Raw genomic sequence first — 15236 nt, 5'->3', positions numbered from 1 at the left:
AATGGCGCGGGCGCGCCGTCCCGCTGCGGACCGACGGCTCACTCCGGGGAGTCGAGCACGCCGTCGATATAGCGGTCGCGGGCACACTTTGCCCGGGTAAATATCTCCAGCAGCCGCTCACCATCCCCGCGTTCAATGGTCTCCGCCAGCTCCTGCATCTCACTCAGGTAGTGGGACATCATCTCCCCCAATGCACGGCGATTGGCGACACAGACATCGCGCCACATCACCGGGTTGCTTGAGGCGATCCGGGTAAAGTCCCTGAACCCGCCGGCGGCGTAGCGGAAAATCTCATCGTTCTCCTTCATCCGCGCCAGGGTATCCACCAGGCCGAAGGCGAGCATATGGGGCAGATGGGAAGTGGCGGCCAGCACCTCGTCGTGATGCGCCACACTCATCAGGGTGATCTCGCCGCCACACGCCTGCCACATCGCCCGCACCCGGGCCAGGGCCTCCGGGGAGGTCCCTTCCGTGGGGGTGAGGATGATCCGCCGGTTCTGGTAGAGTTCGGCGAACGCGGCCTCAACGCCACTGTTTTCAGTACCGGCGATGGGATGACCCGCCACCAGATTGGGCAGCACCTCGCCGAACACCGCCCGGCAATCTTCGACCACGCTGAACTTGGCACTGCCGCCGTCAGTGATCACCGCATCGGCCGCCAGGTGCCCCTTCATGGCGGCGAAGGTCGCGCGCATGGCGCCCAGCGGTACCGCCAGGAACACCATATCGGCCCCCGCCACCGCTTCACCCACGTCGTGGGTATAGCGGTCGATCACGCCCAGCTGGACAGCGCGTTCCAGGTTGGCCGGACCCCGGCCGCAACCGACGATCTCACCCACCGCGCCGGCCGCACGCAACGCCCGCGCCAGCGAACCACCGATAAGTCCAACCCCGATGATGGCCAGCCGGCGAATAATCATACGGCCAGCACCTGCTTCAGCGCCGCCAATACCCGGCTGTTCTCGCCCTCGGTGCCGATGGTGATGCGCAGGTGATTGGGGAGGCCGTAGTTGGCCACCGGCCGGGTGATGCAGCCGGTCCGCAGCAGCCCCTGGTCCACCTCGGCCGCCGGCCGCCCCACATCCACGGTGACGAAATTGCCCACCGAGGGGATGTATTCCAGCCCCATGGCCGCGAAGGCGCCGGTCAGCTGGGCCATGCCGGCCCGGTTCAACTCCACCGAGCGGCGGATAAACTCCTGGTCCTCCAGGGCCGCCCGGGCCGCCGCCAGGGCCATGCTGTTGACATTGAACGGCTGGCGCACCCGGTTCAACAGATCGGTGATGTCGGCATGGGCCAGGCCGTAACCGACCCGCAGGGAGGCGAGCCCGTAACTCTTGGAGAAGGTGCGGGTGACGATCAGGTTGGGGTACTTGTCCAGCCACTGGCTGGCGTCGGGGTAGTCCGGCTCGTCCACATATTCGATATAGGCCTCGTCCACCACCACGATCACATTGGCCGGCACGGCGGCGATAAAGCCCTCCAGCTCTTCTCCGTTCAGCCAGGTGCCGGTCGGGTTGTTGGGGTTGGCGACCCACACCACCCGGGTATTCTCCCCCACCCGGTTGAGCATCTCCTCCAGGTCGTGACCATAATCCTTCGCCGGCACGACATTCAGCGTGGCCCCCACCGCCTGGCTGCTGATGGGGTAGACGGCAAAGGCGTATTGGGAGAACAGCGACTCATAGCCGGGCGCCAGAAACACCCGGGCGACCATGTCCAGCACATCGTTGGAACCGTTGCCCAGGGTGATCCGGTTGGGCGCGATGCCGTGTTTGGCCGCCAGCGCGGCACGCAACTCCACGCCGCCGCCATCCGGGTAGAGTCCCACATGGGCAAGCTCCGCCTTAATCGCCGCCTTGGCAAGTTCACTGCAGCCCAACGGGTTCTCGTTGGAGGCCAGCTTGACTGAATCGGTTATGCCCAGCTCCCGCTCCAGTTCGGAGATCGGTTTGCCCGGCACGTAGGGCTTCAGGTTGGTGACGCCGGGTACGGCAATGGCCAGAAATCGGTTGGCGGTCTCGGTCATGATGGATTTCCCTGTTTTCAAACTGCGGTCTGTCTAAAGCACGGCATTGGGATAGGAGCCCAGCACCTTGAGCAGCCTGGACTCGGACTCCAGGGCGGTCAGCGCCTGCTGGACATTCTCGTCATCCCGATGCCCGTTGATGTCGATGAAGAAGAGGTAGTCCCAGTTACCCTGCCGCGAGGGGCGGGATTCGATACGCGACATACTGATGCCGTGCCTGGCCAGCGGTGTCAACAGGGCATTGAGCCCCCCCGCCACGTTGCGCGTGGCGCACATCAGGGTGGTCTTGTCCTCCCCGCTGGGCGAAGCCAGCTGGCGCCCCACCACCAGAAAACGGGTGGTGTTGTCCGGTTCATCCTCGATGTTGCGGGCCAGACCTTTCAGCTGGTACAGCTCGGCTGCCATCTCACCGGCAATAGCGGCGCTCCCGCTCTCCTTGCCGGCCAGGCGCGCCGCCTCGGCATTGCTGCCAACGGTGATCTGCTCGGCCTGCGGCAGATTGCGGTCCAGCCAGAGCCGGCACTGGGCCAGCGATTGCTGGTGGGAGTAGACCCGCTCGATCTTGCTCAGGTCGGACTCCAGGCTCAACAGGTGGTGGTGAATGCGCATCATCACCTCGCCGCAGATGGAGAGGGAGGAGGAGATGAACATGTCCAGGGTGTGATTGATCACTCCTTCGGTGGAGTTCTCCACCGGCACCACCCCGTAGTGCGCGTTGCCCGACTCCACCTCGCGGAAGATGTCCGGGATGGAGTGCATCGGTACCGTCTCCACGGAATGGCCGAAGTGTTTCAGCGCCGCGGCCTGGGTAAAGGTCCCGGCGGGGCCGAGGAAGGCGACCCGCAACGGCAATTCCAGGGCCAGGCAGGCGGACATGATCTCGCGAAACAGCCGCGCCATCTCCTCGCTGCCCATCGGTCCGGTATTGCGGCGTTTGATGGTCCGGAGAATGGCCGCTTCGCGTTCCGGACGGTAGAAAAAGGCGTCCGCGTCCTCGGTCTGCTTGATCCGGGCCACCGCCTGGGCCGCCGCGGCACGCTGATTGATCAACTCCTGGATCTGGTTATCCAGTGCATCGATCCGTGCCCTGATCTGTTGGAGACTCTCCTGCTCACTCATAGTTGTCGGCCGGGTAAGATTGAAAGTAATGATAAATCCAAGGGGGGCATTCTACCTTATGCGTGCAAGGCCGCACAGCCGCCGCCACACCTTCCACGGCGTGGCCCGTGCCCGCCGTGATGAGACCGGATCCACCCCGCCCACCCTCACCAACAGGCTGGTGGGCGGGGCAACGGGCTATTCGGAGCGGCCCAGACTACGCACCGAAAGTACCCCGGCAATAGCGGCGATGCGCTGCAGCGTGGCCTCATCCGGCGCCTGATCCACATCGAGCAGGGTGACCGCCACGTCGTTGCGCGAGCGGTTGAGCATATCGATGATGTTGAGGTTGCTCTCCGCCAGATCGGTGGAGATCTGGCCCAGCATATTGGGCACATTGGAATTGACCACCGCGAGGCGATAGCCGCCATTTCTAGGCAGATTGATATCCGGGAAATTGACCGAATTGCTGATGTTGCCGTCCTCCAGGTAGCTGCGCAGCTGATCCGCCACCATCACCGCACAGTTATCCTCCGCCTCCGCCGTGGAGGCGCCCAGATGCGGCAGGGTGATGCAGCGGGGATGATCCTTCAGCAGATTGCTGGGGAAATCACAGACGTAGGCATAGAGATGACCGCTGTCCAGCGCCGCCAGCGCCGCCTGGTCGTCGATGATCCCGGAGCGGGCGAAGTTGAGCAGCACGCTGTGCTTCTTCATGCTTTTCAGGCGCTCGGCATTGATCATGTGCCGGGTCGATTCGATCAGCGGGACATGAAAGGTGATGTAGTCACACTGGGAGACCAGGTCGTCCACGCTCAGGGCCTGCTTGATGTCGGAGGAGAGCTGCCAGGCGCTCCTGACCGTGATGGTGGGATCGTATCCGATCACGTTCATGCCCAGGGCGTGGGCCGCGTTGGCCACCTTGACGCCGATTGCCCCCAGGCCGACCACCCCCAGGGTACGTCCGGGCAGTTCGAAGCCGACGAAGTTCTTCTTGCCCGCCTCCACCGCCTTGTTGATCTCCGCATCCTCACCGCTCAATCCGCGGGCAAAATCCCAGGCCTGGGCGATGTTGCGCGAGGCCATCAGCATGCCGGCCAGCACCAGCTCCTTGACCGCGTTGGAGTTGGCGCCGGGGGCATTGAACACCACCACCCCCTGCTGGGTCATGCGCTCCACCGGGATGTTGTTGACCCCGGCCCCGGCCCGGCCGATGGCCTTGACGGTAGGGGGTATCTCCATATCGTGCATCTTGTAGGAGCGCAACAGGATGGCGTCCGGGTGGGTGATCTCCGAAGCGATCTCGTAACTGTCACGCGGCAGCCGGTCCAGACCAGCGACGGAGATGTTATTCAGGGTCAGGATTTTGTGCATAGATGTTCTCCCTCTCTCTTATAGGTATTGTAGTGAGGGTACGGGGAACAGCCGGAGTTCACAGCCACCGCGCCGGGGGGCGATCCGCCCCCCGGCCTGCGGCTTACCGGGCGGCAGGCAGGCCCTATGATAGTTAACAAAATAGATTATATATATTACTTTACTATCTGTTTTATATGCTAATTACATAGAATCTATTTGATATCGCAAGCGAAACCGCCCCCATCTCCAGAGGTCCCTCGCCCCGCCTGTTCAGCCGTTGCGTTTCTCGAAATCGGCCATGAAGTCGATCAGGGCCTGCACCCCCGCCTCCGGCATGGCGTTGTAGATGCTGGCGCGCATGCCGCCCACCGAGCGGTGGCCTTTCAGCGTCACCAGCCCCGCCTCCTTGGCCTCGGCCAGGAATTTGCCGTCCAGTTCGGCATCGACCAGGGTAAAGGGCACGTTCATCCAGGAGCGACAGCTCACCTCCACCGGGTTGTTATAGAAACCGGAACCATCGATGGCGGCGTACAGGGCGGCCGCCTTGCGCTGGTTGGTCGCGGCCATGGCCACCAGGCCGCCGTTGCGCTTCAGCCACTGGAACACCAGCCCGGCCAGATACCAGCTATAGGTGGGCGGCGTGTTGTACATGGATTCGCCATCCGCCTGGATCTTATAGTCGAACATGGCCGGGGTCCCGGCCACGGTTTCCCCGATCAGATCGTCGCGGACGATCACCACCGTGAGCCCGGCCGGTCCAATGTTTTTCTGGGCGCCGGCGTAGATCACCCCGTATTTGCTCACATCCACCGGACGGGAGAGAATAGTGGAGGAGAAATCGCCCACCAGCGGCACCGCGCCACTCTCCGGAGCATCGGCCGGAACATAGGGAAATTCGACACCCTGGATGGTCTCGTTCGGGGTGTAGTGCAGGTAGGCCGCATCCGGGTTGAGCGTCAGGGTATCGGCCGCCGGCACGGTGAACTCACCGGCGGGGGTCTCTCCCACCACATTCACCTGACAATATTTCTTCGCCTCGCCAATCGCCTTCTTCGACCAGGAGCCGGTATTGATGTAGTCGGCGCTCCCCTTACCGCGCAGCAGATTCATCGGCACCATGGAGAACTGGCTGGAGGCGCCACCCTGCAGGAACAGCACCTTGTAGTTGTCCGGAATCGCCATCAGCTCGCGCAGATCGCTCTCGGCCTGGGCGGCGATGGACATGAACTCCTTGCCGCGGTGGCTCATCTCCATGACGGACATGCCGCAGCCCTGCCAATCAAGCATCTCTTCCTGGGCCTGTTTCAGTACCTCTTCCGGCAGGGCGGCTGGCCCGGCGCTGAAATTGTAGACTCTCGACATGATTAACTCTCCAGCTCTCTATATTTTACAGAACGAGAAGTGGCTCACTCCCCGGTAGATTCCGTGTCGACTTCGGCTTCCGCCTCTTCCTGCTCCTCGCCCCCCAGGGACTCGATACGCTCGATACCCACCAGTTTCTCCTTTTTGGAGAGGCGGATCATGGTGACCCCCTGGGTATCCCGTCCCATCACCGATACGTCGGAAATGGGGGTGCGTACCAGGGTACCGCCATTGGTGATCAGCATCACCTCGTCCCCCTCTTCCACCAGCACCGCACCGACCTGCTGGCCGTTGCGCTCGGAGGCCTTGATGGAGATGACGCCCATGCCGCCCCGGCCACGTAGCGGGAACTGCTCGACCGGCGTGCGCTTGCCATAACCGTTCTCAGTCACGGTCAACACGCTCCGGCCCGGTTCGGCGATCATCAGCGAGATCACCCGCTGCCCCGGCCCCAGCTTCACGCCGCGCACGCCGCAGGCGGTCCGGCCCATGGGGCGTACCTGGGATTCATTGAAACGGATCGCCTTGCTGGCGGACGTGAACAGCATGACATCCTGATCGCCGTCGGTCACCGCGACCCCCACCAGTTGATCGTCATCCCGCAGGTCCACGGCGATAATGCCGCTGGCCCGCTGGCGGGAGAAGTTGATTAGCGGGGTCTTCTTCACGGTACCGGAGCTGGTGGCCATGAAGATGTACTTGTCCTCCGAATAGACACGGATCGGCAGCACCGCGTTGATCCGTTCATCCTTCTCCAGCGGCAGCAGATTGACAATCGGCTTGCCGCGGGCGTTGCGGCTCGCCTGGGGCAGTTCGTACACCTTCATCCAGTAGACCCGGCCACGGCTGGAAAAGCAGAGGATGGTGTCGTGGGTACTGGCGACGAACAGCTGATCGACAAAATCTTCGTCCTTGGTGCTGGTGGCGCTCTTGCCCTTGCCGCCGCGCCGTTGCGCCTGATAGTTATCCAGGGTCTGGGCCTTGGCGTAACCGGTATGGGAGAGCGTGACCACCACGTCCTCCTCGGTGATCAGGTCTTCCAGGGTCAGATCCAGCCGATTGCTGATGATCTCGGTACGCCGGGCGTCGGCATACTGATCACGGATCGCGATCAGCTCATCCCGGATCACCTGCATCAGTCGATCGGGGCTGGAGAGAATATCAAGTAAATCCTTAATTTTCTCTATTATCTCGCTGTATTCACTAAGTATTTTTTCCTGCTCAAGCCCGGTCAGGCGGTGCAGGCGCAGATCCAGGATCGCCTGGGCCTGGGTATCGGTGAGCCGATATCCCTGTTCGCTGAGGCCAAACTCGGGGGCCAGTCCCTGGGGCCTGGAAGCGTCCGAACCGGCCCGGCCCAGCATCGCCTCGACCGCCCCCGACTTCCACGGGCGTGCCAGCAGTTCCCGTTTCGCATCCGCCGGGCTGGCGGCCTCGCGGATCAGCTTGATCACCTCGTCGATATTGGCCAGGGCGACCGCCAGACCCTCCAGCACATGGGCGCGGTCGCGCGCCTTGCGCAGCTCGAACAGGGTGCGGCGGGTCACCACCTCACGCCGATGGCGAATGAAGTACTCCAGCATCTGCTTGATGTTGAGCAGACGGGGCTGACCATCCACCAGGGAGACCATGTTGATGCCGAACACATTCTGCATCTGGGTGTGCTGATAGAGGTTATTGAGCACCACCTCCGCCACCTCGCCGCGGCGCAGCTCGATCACCATGCGCATGCCGTCCTTGTCGGACTCGTCACGCAGCTCGCTGATCCCCTCGATGCGCTTCTCCTTGACCAGCTCGGCAATCTTCTCCAGCAGACGCGCCTTGTTCACCTGGTAGGGCAGTTCGTGCACCACGATGGTCTGGCGGCCGGTCTTGTCGTTGGTCTCGATCCCGGTACGGGCGCGCACATAGATGCGCCCACGACCGGTCTTGTAGGCCTCGTGGATGCCCCGGGCGCCATTGATCAGGGCGGCGGTTGGAAAGTCCGGACCGGGGATGTACTCCATCAGGCCGTCGATGGTGAGGGCGGGATCATCGATCAGGGCGACACAGCCGTTGACGATCTCGGTCAGATTATGCGGCGGGATGTTGGTTGCCATGCCCACCGCAATGCCGGTGGAACCGTTCACCAGCAGATTGGGTATGCGCGCCGGCAGTACCGCCGGTTCGTGCTCGGATTCATCGTAGTTGGGGATGAAATCGACGGTCTCCTTGTCCAGATCGTCCAGCATGCTGTGGGCTATCCGGGCCATCCGTACCTCGGTATAACGCATGGCAGCCGGGGCGTCACCATCAACCGACCCGAAGTTGCCCTGACCATCCACCAGCATATAACGCATGGAGAACGGCTGGGCCATGCGCACGATGGTGTCATACACCGCGGTGTCGCCATGCGGGTGATACTTACCGATCACGTCACCCACCACACGGGCGGATTTCTTGTAGGGTTTGTTCCAGTCGTTTCCCAGCACGCTCATGGCGTAGAGTACGCGACGATGGACCGGCTTCAATCCATCGCGCACATCCGGCAGGGCACGCCCGACGATCACGCTCATGGCGTAATCGAGGTAGGACGTCTGCATCTCATCTTCGAGATTGACCGGCAGGACTTCTTTGGCAAATTCGGTCATAGGCGGTTCATTAACCTTCTTGTTTTATGACGACTTACAATCTGATTAGCGCAACCCAAGAGGGCATCGTCCGGGACGTCGTCCACACAGCCCGGGCTACGCATTTTAAGCCGCTTATAGTAACACATTCCGGGAAGGTACCGCCTGAAAAAAAAGCCGCTGAAAACGGCTTTTCGCCACTCTCAGCTTATCTGGACATCAGTTCAGCCATCTTTTGGCTGTCTGGCGACAGCACAACCCCCCTTTCGGTGACGATGGCATCGACCAGTGCCGCCGGGGTCACATCGAACACCGGATTCCAGGCGTCCACGCCCGCCGCACCGACCCACCGTCCGCCGCACTGCAGGACCTCGGCCGGGTCGCGGGATTCGATCGGGATATCCTTTCCGCAGCGCACCGTCATGTCAATGGTCGAGGTCGGCGCCGCCACCATCACCTTCACGCCATGGTATCTGGCCGCCACCGCCAGGTTGTAGGTACCGATCTTGTTGGCCACGTCGCCGTTGGCGGCGATGCGGTCCGAGCCGACGATGATCCAGCCGATCCCGCCCTGCGCCATGCGGCTGGCGGCGGCCCCGTCGGTCAGCAGGGTGACCGGTATCCGGTCCCGCGCCAACTCCCAGGCGGTGAGCCGCGAGCCCTGCAGCCAGGGGCGGGTCTCATCGGCATAGACCATGCCGATCCGCCCGGCCGCGTGAGCGCTGCGAATCACCCCCAGGGCGGTGCCGTAGCCCCCGGTCGCCAGGGCGCCGGCATTGCAGTGGGTTATCACGGAAGTGGTGGCTTCAATCAGTCCGGCGCCAAACTCGCCCATGGTGCGATTGGCGGCAATATCCTCCCGGTGGATCGACTGCGCCTCCCGCAACAGGCGCGGCTCCGGATCCGCCCCACCGATACCGGGAAACAGCCGTTGCATCCGCTCCAGGGCCCAGCACAGGTTGACCGCAGTAGGCCGTGCCTCGGCCAGCGCCTGCAGCTCGTCCACCAGCAGGTCACGCCAACCGTCCGGGGAGGCCCGGAAACAGCTGCGCGCCGCCAGCACCACACCGAAGGCGGCGGTGATGCCGATGGCCGGCGCCCCGCGCACCACCATGTCGCGTATCGCCCCGGCCGTGTCGCGGGCGCTCTGCAGCTCGATATACGCCTCCTCGTTGGGGAGAATACGTTGATCCAGCAGGTAGAGCCGGTCGTTGGCCCAGACGATCGCCTGGTCGGCGCTGGCGCGAATCGTGAGCGGTTGTGCTTCCATCTTGTCTAAACCCATGGCAAATTCACCTGATTCTACCCGATAACCTGACCCAGACGCATTCAAACGGACAGCAACTTGATTATCGATACCCTTATCTTTGCCCAGTGGATCATCCCCGTGGTTCCCGATCAGCAGGTGTTGCAGGACCATGCCCTGGCGGTCCATGGCGGAAATATCCTGGAGATTCTGCCGGCGCAGCAGGCGCGCGCCAAATACCAGCCGAGCAGTATCCACGAACTGCCCCGGCACGCCCTGATCCCCGGCCTGATCAACGCCCACACCCACGCCAGCATGAGCCTGATGCGCGGCTTGGCGGACGATCTGCCGCTGATGTCCTGGCTCAACGAACACATCTGGCCGGCCGAGGGGCGCTGGGTGAGCGAGGAGTTCATTGCCGACGGCACCCGCCTGGCAGTGGCCGAGATGCTGCGCGGCGGCACCACCTGCTTCAACGACATGTATTTCTTCCCGGAAGTGACCGGCATGGTGTGTGCCGCCGCCGGGATGCGCGCCGTGGTGGGCCTGATCACCATCGATTTCCCCTCGGCCTGGGCCAGCGGTCCGGACGAATACATCAGCCGGGGCCTGGAGGTACATGACCAGTTTCGCAACCACGGCCTGATCAGCACCGCCTTCGCCCCCCATGCCCCCTATACCGTCTCCGACCAGCCGTTCGAGCGCATCCGCATGCTGGCGGATGAGCTGGAGATCCCGATCCACATGCATGTGCACGAGACCCGGGACGAGATCCATCAGGGCATCGGTCGTTACGGCAAGCGGCCGATCGAGCGCCTGCGGCAACTGGGCCTGATCTCCCCCGCCCTCAGCGCGGTGCACATGACCCAGCTGGAAGAGGCAGAGATCGAACTGTTCGCCGAGAGCGGCGCCAGCGTGGTCCACTGCCCCGAATCCAACCTGAAACTGGCCTCCGGTTTCTGTCCGGTGGAGAAGCTGCATCGGGCCGGGATCAATATCGCCATCGGCACCGACGGCGCGGCCAGCAACAACGACCTGGACATGTTCAGCGAGATGCGCAGCGCCGCGCTGCTGGCCAAGGGGGTGGCCGATGACGCCAGCGCCATCCCGGCCCACACCGCCCTGCGCATGGCCACGCTCAACGGCGCCATCGCCCTGGGCCTGGGCGAGCGCACCGGCTCACTGGAGCCGGGGAAGGCCGCCGACATCACTGCCGTGGACCTGGGTAGCCTGGAGACCCAGCCGGTCTATCATCCGATCTCGCAACTGGTCTACGCCACCGGCCGCGACAAGGTGACCGATGTCTGGATAGCCGGCAAGCCGGTACTGCACGGCGGCCGCCTCACCACCCTGGACCCGCGCGAGATCGTGGCGCGGGCGGCGGAGTGGCAAGTGCGGATTGCCGAATTCGAGTAACCACCACCTCCCGGGGTGGCCTGGCCACCCGCAGACCGATCCACGGCAACATCAAGGAGTCAAGTATGAGCCGAATCAACCTGTTACTGATCCTGCTTTTGGCCGGCCCGGCCCTGGCCCAGGACCCCATCACCCCGGCGGACGCGCCGATCGCGGTCTACCAGGTCCAGGATGAATACGACGCCATCCGCTCGAACCTGGAATTGGCCATCACCGGGCGCGGCATGCTGATCAGCAGCACCCTGCATATCAGCGACATGTTCAAGCGCACCGCCGCCGACACCGGCCTGGCCAACACCCTGTACGACAAGGCCGAGGCGTTCGAGTTCTGCAACCTCAAGCTCTCCTGGCAGATGTCCGACGCCCACCCCGCCAACCTGTCGATCTGCCCGCTCACCATCGGCATCTATACCCTGCAGGGGCAGCCGGGTGAGCTCTTCCTCAGCTACCGCCGCCCGCTGATGCTGGGCGAATCGGCGGCGGCGGAACAGGCGCTTACCGAGCTCTACCAGGGCATTATCGAAGAGGCGCTGGAGTAATCTGGGTTATACTCTCGCCTGCCGACCCGATCGGCCGAAAACGTGACGCCTGGTAATCAATAAAGGGCCAAGACAACATGACTGACAGCAGCATCAATGTCGATCACGCCGAAATCAGTAAATTCGAGGAGCTGGCAGCCCGCTGGTGGGACCCCCACAGCGAGTTCAAACCGCTCCACGAGATCAACCCGCTACGCCTGGGCTATATCGACCGGATTGCCGGCCTGAACGGCAAACGGGTCCTGGATGTGGGCTGTGGTGGCGGCATCCTCTCCGAGAGCATGGCGCAGGCCGGCGCCACGGTGACCGGCATCGACCTGGGCGAGGCGCCCCTGCAGGTGGCCCGGCTGCACCTGCTGGAATCGGGCCTGGAGGTGGACTACCGGCGCATCCCGGTGGAGCAGCTGGCGCAACAGGAGCCCGGCACCTTCGATGTGGTCACCTGCATGGAGATGCTGGAACACGTACCCGACCCGTCGTCGGTGGTGGAAGCCTGTGCCCGACTGGCCAAACCGGGCGGCCACCTTTTCTTCTCCACCCTGAACCGCAACCCCAAATCCTACCTGTTCGCCATCGTCGGCGCCGAATACCTGCTGCGCCTGCTGCCGAAGGGGACCCACGACTTCTCCAAGTTTATCAAACCCTCCGAGCTGGAGCGCTGGATCCGCCGCGCGGAGCTGCAGGCGCAGGAGATGATCGGACTGACCTACAACCCCCTGACCGGCCAGTATCGGCTGGTGCCGGGTGACGTGGATGTCAATTACATGGTGAGCTGCCGTAAAGCGAGTGATGAGTCGAGTGATGCCTGACGGCATCCGCTTCCACGGCCGCCCGGTCAGGCTGGTGCTGTTCGATCTGGACGGCACCCTGGCCGACACCGCCCCGGACCTCGCCTATGCGCTGAATCAGACACTGCTCCGACATGGTCGTGATGCCCTCCCCTTTGAGCGGATACGCCCCCACGTCTCCCACGGCGGCATCGCCCTGATCCGTGCCGGCTTCGCCATCGAACCGGACCATCCGGAGTTCCAGCGCTACCGGAAGGACCTGCTGGCCGTCTATCAGGCCAATATCGCCCGTGAGACCACGCTGTTTCCCGGCATGGCGGAGGTGCTTGAACAGCTGGAACGGCATGGCGTCGGCTGGGGGGTTGTCACCAACAAGCCGGCCTGGTTGACCGACCCGCTGATGGCCGGTCTGGGACTTACCCGGCGTGCCGCCTGCATCGTCAGCGGCGACACCACCGCCAACAGCAAACCCCATCCCGGACCGATTCTGCACGCCTGTGAAGTCGCCGACACCGCGCCGCGGGAGTGCCTGTTTATCGGTGATGCCGAGCGCGACATCATCGCCGGGCGGGCGGCGGGCACCACTACCCTCACCGCCCTGTTCGGCTACCTGGACGAGCAGGACCGCCCGGACAGCTGGGGAGCCGACGACAGCGTCGCCACGCCGGCCCAGATCCTGGAAAAACTCGGCCTTGGGGCCGGCCAATAACTCAAGTTTCGGAGTTCAGTTCCAAACGCCCTGAACGACGCCTTGTGAACTCCGAAACTTGGGTCAATAAACCACTATCACAGCTCGAATACCGGGCGACACCCGGTTAGAATAGCCGGACACCATCAGCTTCAGGATCCCGATATGCGTGACTACCACCCCCCGAAAGACCTGCTGAGCGGACGCACCATTCTCGTCACCGGTGCCGGCGACGGGATCGGCCGGACCGCTGCCATCGCTTTTGCGGCTCACGGGGCCACCGTGGTGCTGCTGGGAAGAACCATCGCCAAACTCGAAGCGGTCTACGATACCATCGAGGCCGCCGGCGGGGTTCAGCCCGCGATCTACCCGATGAACCTGGAGGGCGCCACGCCCCACGACTATGGCGAACTGGCCGAGACGCTGGACAAGGAGTTCGGCTCGCTGGAGGGGCTGCTGCACAACGCCGCCCAGCTGCGCCTGTTGAGCCGAATCGATGATTACGATCCCGAGACCTGGTATCAGGTGATGCAGGTCAACCTCAACGCGCCGTTCCTGCTGACCCAGGCCTGCCTGCCGCTGCTGCGTAAGGCAAAGGATGCCTCGGTGGTATTCACCGGAGACCAGGTGGGACGTCAGGCGAAGGCCTACTGGGGCGCCTACGGGGTTGCGAAATTCGGCCTGGAGGGCCTGATGCAGCTGCTCGCCGAGGAGACCCGGGACAGCAGCAACATCCGGGTCAACAGCTTCGCACCCGGCCCCACCCGCACCAAATTGCGTCTGCTCGCCTTTCCCGGCGAGGATACAGAAACCCTCAAGACGGCCGACAGCCTGGTTCCCGACTACCTCTGGCTCATGGGGCCGGACAGCATCGGCACCAGCGGCCAGGCACTGGAATACCGCTAACGGGCGGCCAATACTGCCGCCCGGGTGGCGGCAAGCGGCAACAAATAGCCGCCAATATGCGTCATTTTTTTGTCCTCCGTCACATTAATAAATTTATCTGCTTGTTTTTTATATTTTATTTTAATATGGCACGAATATCGCTTGAATAATCGCAGCTATCTTGTGACAAAAAAATAAAGTTGGAAACACTGACTATGACAAACCAGATGCAGCATGTTTCAGGCAACACCAGAAGGGTCACACCGCACCCGTCACATCCCGACCGGAATGAAGAGTCGCATTACCGGTTTGCATCAAAGATACTGGCCCTCAGTGGTATTCTGCAAAGTACCCTGGAGATCAATGAACTGCTGGCGCTGTTTGCCAAAGAGATCCGCGAGTTCATCAAATACGATGGCCTCACCTACAGCTTTCCCTCACTGAAAATAGATATCAAGCTCGGCGATCAGCCGACCAACAACTGCGCCTATGAGTTGGTGGTCGCCGGCGATCACCTGGGTGACCTGCAATTTTTCCGTCACTATCCATTTGAGGTATCGGAACTGGAGGCGATCGAAAACCTGCTGGCCGGGCTGCTCTACCCGCTGCGCAATACCCTGCTCTATCAGCGGGCGGTGGAGTCGGCCACCATCGATCCCCTGACCGGGGTGAGAAACCGGGCCGCCATGGACAGCTCGATGAAGCGTGAGATCGGTCTGGCCCTGCGCCACAACACCCCGCTCTCTATCATCCTGATGGATCTGGACCACTTCAAATCGATCAATGATCGCTACGGACACCTGTATGGCGACCAGGCGCTGAAGGCGGCGGCCCAGTGCGCCGAGCGGAGCATCCGCGAATCCGACATCATCTTCCGCTACGGTGGCGAGGAGTTCCTGATTCTGTTGACGGGAACCGACCTGCGCGGCGCCGAACTGCTCGCGGAGCGCATCCGACAGAATATGGTGGCGATGCCACCGCAGACAGAGAAGGCAATCCGGATGACCGTCAGCCTCGGGGTCACCAGCCTGGAACAGGGCGACGACATGAACAGCCTGTTCCAGCGCATGGATAGCGCCCTCTATCGCGCCAAGAATAGCGGCAGAAACCGGGTTGTCGTCAGCGCCACCGCCGACGGGTGAGTCCAAGGTTGGGGTGAGGCACAAACCCCAACATCATGGTGCACACGGATGAAACCCTGTCGGGGTTCACAAGCCCCC

13 protein-coding genes are annotated in these 15236 nt (G+C 62.8%); 6 read left to right on the top strand and 7 right to left on the bottom strand.

The features are described 5' to 3' along the window. Window positions 1–38 precede the first annotated feature (38 nt). From O9K64_RS12545 to mtnA, 7 genes are all read right to left on the bottom strand, one after another. Entirely contained in the window at window positions 39–917 is an 879-nt protein-coding gene (locus tag O9K64_RS12545; RefSeq protein WP_275098484.1) for a prephenate dehydrogenase, read from the bottom strand. Next, window positions 917–2029: a histidinol-phosphate transaminase gene (gene hisC / locus O9K64_RS12540; protein WP_275098419.1), complete on the bottom strand. Its 1113-nt coding sequence runs from the start codon at window positions 2027–2029 to the stop codon at window positions 917–919. The genes O9K64_RS12545 and hisC overlap by 1 nt, the downstream gene beginning before the upstream one ends. A gap of 33 nt (window positions 2030–2062) precedes the next feature. Further along, window positions 2063–3148 (bottom strand): prephenate dehydratase, encoded by a 1086-nt coding sequence (pheA, locus tag O9K64_RS12535; RefSeq protein ID WP_275098418.1) that lies wholly within the window; start codon window positions 3146–3148, stop codon window positions 2063–2065. 177 nt (window positions 3149–3325) lie between these two features. Continuing rightward, window positions 3326–4501: a 3-phosphoglycerate dehydrogenase family protein gene (locus O9K64_RS12530; RefSeq protein WP_275098417.1), complete on the bottom strand. Its 1176-nt coding sequence runs from the start codon at window positions 4499–4501 to the stop codon at window positions 3326–3328. 252 nt (window positions 4502–4753) lie between these two features. After that, window positions 4754–5845 carry a 3-phosphoserine/phosphohydroxythreonine transaminase gene (gene serC / locus O9K64_RS12525; RefSeq protein WP_275098416.1) on the bottom strand — a complete coding sequence of 364 codons (1092 nt, stop codon included), beginning with the start codon at window positions 5843–5845 and terminating at the stop codon, window positions 4754–4756. A 44-nt stretch (window positions 5846–5889) separates the two neighbouring features. Further along, window positions 5890–8475, bottom strand: coding sequence for a DNA gyrase subunit A (gene gyrA, locus O9K64_RS12520; RefSeq protein ID WP_275098415.1), 2586 nt, complete (start codon window positions 8473–8475; stop codon window positions 5890–5892). A 187-nt stretch (window positions 8476–8662) separates the two neighbouring features. Beyond that, window positions 8663–9739, bottom strand: a complete 1077-nt coding sequence (gene mtnA, locus O9K64_RS12515) for an S-methyl-5-thioribose-1-phosphate isomerase (protein ID WP_275098414.1) — start codon at window positions 9737–9739, stop codon at window positions 8663–8665. A gap of 60 nt (window positions 9740–9799) precedes the next feature. Between mtnA and O9K64_RS12510 the strand changes: the two genes are divergently transcribed. The 6 genes from O9K64_RS12510 (at window position 9800) to O9K64_RS12485 (ending at window position 15158) form a co-directional block, all read left to right on the top strand. Further along, window positions 9800–11116, top strand: coding sequence for a TRZ/ATZ family hydrolase (locus tag O9K64_RS12510; RefSeq protein ID WP_275098413.1), 1317 nt, complete (start codon window positions 9800–9802; stop codon window positions 11114–11116). 65 nt (window positions 11117–11181) lie between these two features. Further along, complete coding sequence (locus O9K64_RS12505; protein WP_275098412.1) at window positions 11182–11655, top strand: hypothetical protein; 474 nt, start codon at window positions 11182–11184, stop codon at window positions 11653–11655. Window positions 11656–11732: 77 nt separating this feature from the next. Next, entirely contained in the window at window positions 11733–12464 is a 732-nt protein-coding gene (gene ubiG, locus O9K64_RS12500) for a bifunctional 2-polyprenyl-6-hydroxyphenol methylase/3-demethylubiquinol 3-O-methyltransferase UbiG (RefSeq protein WP_275098411.1), read from the top strand. Continuing rightward, window positions 12457–13152, top strand: coding sequence for an HAD-IA family hydrolase (locus O9K64_RS12495; protein WP_275098410.1), 696 nt, complete (start codon window positions 12457–12459; stop codon window positions 13150–13152). Before ubiG ends, O9K64_RS12495 begins: the two co-directional genes overlap by 8 nt. A gap of 144 nt (window positions 13153–13296) precedes the next feature. Continuing rightward, window positions 13297–14037, top strand: coding sequence for a YciK family oxidoreductase (locus O9K64_RS12490; RefSeq protein ID WP_275098409.1), 741 nt, complete (start codon window positions 13297–13299; stop codon window positions 14035–14037). A 194-nt stretch (window positions 14038–14231) separates the two neighbouring features. Then, the gene (locus O9K64_RS12485) at window positions 14232–15158 is read left to right on the top strand and encodes a GGDEF domain-containing protein (protein ID WP_275098408.1); all 927 of its coding nucleotides are present in this window, start codon (window positions 14232–14234) and stop codon (window positions 15156–15158) included. The last annotated feature ends 78 nt before the right edge of the window (window positions 15159–15236 follow it).

The organism is Sedimenticola hydrogenitrophicus (assembly GCF_029017505.1).
In the GTDB taxonomy this organism is placed as follows: Bacteria; Pseudomonadota; Gammaproteobacteria; order Chromatiales; family Chromatiaceae; genus Sedimenticola; species Sedimenticola hydrogenitrophicus_A.
The sequence above is the reverse complement of the archived record's forward strand: the minus strand, read 5'-3'. Positions and strand labels throughout refer to the sequence as shown.